At 68.9% G+C, this 4,967-nt stretch carries 5 protein-coding genes; all 5 read right to left on the reverse strand.

The window, feature by feature from the left end; all coding sequences use genetic code 11:
* Positions 1-60: 60 nt before the first annotated feature.
* Entirely contained in the window at positions 61-1,101 is a 1,041-nt protein-coding gene (locus ACZ38L_RS38450; protein WP_465702620.1) for a hypothetical protein, read from the reverse strand.
* Positions 1,098-1,826, reverse strand: a complete 729-nt coding sequence (locus tag ACZ38L_RS38455) for an ABC transporter ATP-binding protein (RefSeq protein WP_465702622.1) — start codon at positions 1,824-1,826, stop codon at positions 1,098-1,100. Before ACZ38L_RS38455 ends, ACZ38L_RS38450 begins: the two co-directional genes overlap by 4 nt.
* Positions 1,819-3,177 carry a M16 family metallopeptidase gene (locus ACZ38L_RS38460; protein ID WP_465702624.1) on the reverse strand — a complete coding sequence of 453 codons (1,359 nt, stop codon included), beginning with the start codon at positions 3,175-3,177 and terminating at the stop codon, positions 1,819-1,821. The genes ACZ38L_RS38455 and ACZ38L_RS38460 overlap by 8 nt, the downstream gene beginning before the upstream one ends.
* Positions 3,174-4,493 (reverse strand): M16 family metallopeptidase, encoded by a 1,320-nt coding sequence (locus ACZ38L_RS38465; RefSeq protein WP_465702626.1) that lies wholly within the window; start codon positions 4,491-4,493, stop codon positions 3,174-3,176. The genes ACZ38L_RS38460 and ACZ38L_RS38465 overlap by 4 nt, the downstream gene beginning before the upstream one ends.
* Positions 4,494-4,786: 293 nt before the next feature.
* Positions 4,787-4,967: hypothetical protein (locus ACZ38L_RS38470; protein ID WP_465702628.1), on the reverse strand; the 181-nt coding region annotated here is incomplete at its 5' end.

Raw genomic sequence — 4,967 nt, forward strand, 5'->3', positions numbered from 1 at the left:
AAGGCGGGCTGGGGAGAAGAAAGAAAGGAACGAAACCACACACACCACAAAAGGAGACAGCTAGGGGGGGTTCCACTCCCCCCCCCCCCACCCCGCCGGGGGCCGGCACCGCCCCCCGGCGCGGATGGTCAGTCTGGCCTGCCGGAAGTCCGCGGTGCCAACCGCGTTCGCCACGCCCACCGCCGTCCGGCTGCGCGACCGGAGAAACTCGCCAGTCAACGCCGGCAAGGTCCGCTCCGCGCCCAGTACACACGCCGCCGTCGCGGCGAGCAGCAGTGCCGCGGCGCCCCACCAACTGCGGCCGGGCGTACCGGATTCGACGCCAGCGGCAGCGAGTACGAGTTGACCACCCCAGCCCCACGGACCGGACCACAACTCTGCCGTCTCCAGGGCTGATGGCCTGTCCCCGGACCAGCCACACACCGCCTGCCCCGCGAGCACGAGCGCCGCCACTGCCAGCGGCCAGGACCACCAAGCCGAGCCGCGGACCCGGCCGGTCGCGACGAGGGACGACGCTCCCACCGCCAGCGCACCGAACGCCCCCGCCGTGGCCGTGATACCCAGCACATCCCGTGCCAGCGAGCCGACACCGGCCAGACACAGACCCAGGCCGGCGGCCGCTCCCACCGCCGCGCCCGTCAACGCGCCCCGGATAGCGGCGGCCCGGTGCCTCGGCCGCATGATCCGCTCCCAGCGGATCGACAGCGGCAGCAACCAGGACACCGTCAACGGATCGAGCACAAGCGGTCCGCGCCACCGCGCCGCGCGCATCAGGGCCAGCAGCACCACCACACCGACGGCCATGACGCCAGACGGCAGCGCGCCCAGCCACGGGGCGTGGGTCGGAGGACGAGCCTCGAACACGCCGTTCCTGGCCGCGTACGCTCCGTACGACCCGCCGTATATCCCGCCGACTAGCAGGACGACATAGCTGGTGAACAGCCGGTTGCGGCGTTCCCGCCGTCGTGCCGCCGACCGCACCTGGCGCAGGTGGCGGATGGTGGTGTCGGAGATCTCGTCCCACAAGGAGTCCTCTGCAGGCGGCAGTTCCTCCCACTCCTCGTCCGCAGCGGCCGCTGCCAGGTCCTGGTGCGCGCTCACAGACTCAGCCCCGCCAGCACCCCGGCCGGTTCTCCGGTGGCGAGCACCCGGCCGGCGTCCAAAACGACCACCCGGTCTGCCGCGCGCAGCGCGAGGTCCGTGTGGTGGGTTGCCATCAGGACGCCGACACCGTCCTCTTTCTCCTGGCGAAGCCGCGCGGCCAGCCGGTCCCGGGCGGCTGGGTCGAGCCGCTGCTCGGGCTCGTCGAGGATCAGCAGATCACGCGGGCGGACGAAGGCGGTGGCCAGCAGCAGCGACTGCAACTGACCGGAGGAGAGCGCGGACGGGTAGCTGTCGGCATGCGCGGTCAGCCCGCGTTCGGCCAGCGCTTCCTCCGCCCACTGGGCGGCCTCGCTCCCCATTCCATGCCCCACTGCCACGAGCAGCAGGTGGGCACTGACGGTGAGGTCGGGATAGCACGCCACGGTGTCTCCGACGACGGCCACTCGGGCACGAGTCCGCGGATCCTCCTCCCGTATGGGCTCCCCGTCCAGCAGCGCGACCCCGTCTGTGGGGCGCTCCCGGCCGGAGGCCACCCTCAGCAGCGTCGACTTCCCCGACCCGTTCGTCCCCACCAGCGCCACGCACTCGCCGCGTTCCAGCGTGAGGTCGATGGGAGCCAGTGCCTGGTGGTCCCCGTAGCTCCGTGAGACCCCGTGCAGCCGCAGCAGGGCAGGAGCATCGTCCTGGCACCGGCCGTCCGAACCGCGGTATCCGTCACTCATTGTGATCCTTCTCGGTGTTGCCCAGCCGAAGCCACTCGGCTTCGTTCCCCAGCGCGGCACGATCCCCCAGGACCACTCCGCAGAACGCGTCCTCGCGTAGATACCGCTGGGCAGCCGTACCGACTGCTTCAGCTGTGGCAGCGGCCCGCAGGTCAGCGGGAAAGGTCCGCAGCCAGTCCGGTGGCAAGCCTTCGGCGAGCAGTGCGCTCACGGTGGTCGCCATGGCGTGCTGCGAGGAGAGTGTCGTCGTGAAAGATCCGGTCGTCACCTCGCATGCCGCTCCGATTTCCTGCTCCGAGGGCGCGTGTTCGGCCAGTTCCTCGATGATGCGGGTGGTCTCCCGCCACGCCGGCACGGTGGAGTCGGTGGCGGTGCTCGCGCTGATGATCAGCGAGGAATGCCCCGAGGAACTGTCGAAGCCCGCCTCCACCAGGTAGGCGTAACCCAGTTGCTCCCTGATGCGAGAGACCAGGCGAGCACCGAAATAGCCGCCCAGCACCGTGGCGAGCAGGCGCACCACCGCGTGGTCCGGGTCCGTGCGCGGCGGTGCCGGAGCGATCAGCATCAGATGCGACTGCGCCGCGCCAGGACGGTCGACCAGACGGCAACCGCCGGCCGAGCGCGTCACAGCCGACGTGGGGCAGCGGGCGTCGCGGCCGCGCAGGGGGAGGGAGAAGGCCTCGGCTGCCTGCCGGAGCATGACCTCGGGGTCCGCGTCACCGACCAGCACCAGGCAGCCACGGTCCACCTCCAGCACCTGCTCGTGCAGAGCACGCACATCCGTATCCGTGATCCCCGAGGCGGCCGCGGAGTCAGGCAACAGCCTAGCGACGTGTGCGTCACCGAAGCTCAACCGGTAGAGCTCCGCCTTGCTCAGCGCACGGGGGCGGTCCTGCGCGTGGCGCAGCAGCACCACCAGCTGCGCGCGCTCCGCAGCCACGTCGTCGTCGGTGTAGCACGCGGTCTGCAGGGCGTGCGCCGTGCCGGACAGGAGCTGCCCCAGCCCGTCCGTCATGACCCGGCCGCTGATGAGCACGTGATCCAGCCCACGGGTGGACGTCAGCTGCGCCCCTGAGGCGGCGAGATACGGTGCGTCGGCACCCACCGACCGCATCAGCACGGCGGACAGGACCTTTGCTGCCGCCGCCTCCATCGATGTCAGGGCGACGAGCGGCAGACGAAGTCGCATCTCCACGGTCGGCACCGAGCGGTGCCGCGCGGCGAAGACACGCAGGCCGTTGGGAAGGACGGTCTCCAGGTAGGGCGGAAGTACAGGTGCAGCCGACTGCCTCAGGGCGGGCAGCGAGACCGGCAGCGTGTGCCTGGACCACGGCGACGCGGACTGCCTCATGCCAGTACTCCCACGGTCGCGGCCCGGTCTGGCCGGGGCGCCTGTACCTCCGAGGGCCTGAGATGCACGACGCCGCGGCCCGCGGCTCGCATCGACCTCATCACCCGTGTGACGTCCCCGGCGGTGACCCGCTGGTAGCGCGACGGTAGCGCCATCGGCGTTTCGGCCTGGCCGTACAGCAGTTGAGTCGTCCCGAGATGTCGGGTGCGGGCGCACAGATCATCGTGCTGCTGGAACGCCCACATGCTCCGGCGCGCGGCCGCCTGCGCGAGTGCGCGCGGGTCGGGTCCATCCGCGGTCAGGCGGTCCCACTGCGCGTCGATGGCGGTCAGCAGTTGCTCTGGCGCGATCCCCGGAGCCGGGACGGCGGTGATGACGAATGTATCCGGGTATCGGGCCCGATAGGGGCCGAAGAAACCACAGGAACTCGACACGGCGGACGCCAGGCCAGGCTTCCTGACAGTCTCGAAAAGAACTGATCCGGCTCCCTCGGTCAGCAGGGAGCTGAGTAGAACCGCCGCTTCGTAGCCGTTTCGATCGGCCAGCGCGTCGGGTAACCGGTACCCGATCGCAATGGCCGAGTGAGGCGTCTTCGGGGCGGTGCGCACCTGTTCTCGATCGGAGTACGCTGGTTCTTCGCTCGGATCGACCGGGATGGCGGGATCGCCCCGGCTGATGTCGCCGAAGTACCTGGTCGCCAGATCGGTCGCGTCGGCGGCGTGCACCGCTCCGGCTATGACCAGAACGCAGTTCGCCGGCACGTAGTAGCGGTCGAAGAATTCCGCGCACTCGGCCAGTGTCACGCTGTCCAGGTCACGAAAATCCCCGTATCCGTTGTGAGTGTTGGGAAAGCTCTCGTAGAGCACTTCGGGAAGGGGTATCCAGGGGAACCCGCCGTAGGACTGGTCCAGGACGTTTAGCAGGACCTCCTCCTTGACCACGCGCACCTGTGCCGCCAGGGTCTCGTCGCGAAGTGTGATCCCGCGCATGCGGTCGGACTCCAGGAACAGGGTCCGCTCAAGCGCGCCCGGTGGAACCACCTGGTAGTAGTCGGTGTGGTCCTGGTGGGTCGATCCGTTGGCCCGGCCGCCTGAGAGCTCGACAATACGAAAATGGTCCGACGCGGCTACGTTCTTGCTGCCTTGGAACATGAGGTGCTCGAAGAGATGCGCAAAACCCGTCCGCCCTTCCGGTTCAGCGCGGAAACCGACTCCGTAGTGCAGACTCACGCCAACTGCGGTGGCCTCGGAATCCGGAGCGATAACCACCCGCAGTCCGGAGGGTAAACGAAGGAGGGCATGAGATTCACCAGCCATGATCGAGAGGCTATCAGATCGCACACGCTCCCGAAGGTCTATTATCGCATCTCGATTTGGTAGCTGACCTCCAGCTTTGCGGCGCTATGTACCGGAAGGGCACTTCGCCGAGCCGAAACGCGAGTGGGTCAAGAGCTTCTGCTGCCACACTCGAGCCGTGAGGTGCTCGCCAAAGAGCTGCCCGCGGTCAACGACGTCTCAAGTGGGCGGCTGACAGTGGGGATCGGGGCTCTGTCACGTTGGCTGACCGCAACACCATTGCGTTAAGCCTGTGACCTGCGGCGCAACCCGGTTCAGTGCCGGGATCGGGAGGCGATTCCGTCTTCCATGATCTGGATCTCGGTGTGGACGGTGTAGTGCTGGGCCTGCTGGGGGTGCTTGCCGTAGTTCGGCTGGTACTTGCTGGTGGCGTTCTTCTTGCTGCGGGCCTTGGTGCGTCGGCGCCTGCGGGCGGGCCACAGCGCGGCCAGGGCG

It is taken from the genome of Kitasatospora sp. NPDC024654 (assembly GCF_055559155.1).

Coding starts and splice junctions, on each gene's coding strand:
- ACZ38L_RS38455 (WP_465702622.1), bottom strand. CDS start 1,826: ATGAGTGACGGATACCGCGGTTCGGACGGCCGGTGCCAGGACGATGCT.
- ACZ38L_RS38460 (WP_465702624.1), bottom strand. CDS start 3,177: ATGAGGCAGTCCGCGTCGCCGTGGTCCAGGCACACGCTGCCGGTCTCG.
- ACZ38L_RS38465 (WP_465702626.1), bottom strand. CDS start 4,493: ATGGCTGGTGAATCTCATGCCCTCCTTCGTTTACCCTCCGGACTGCGG.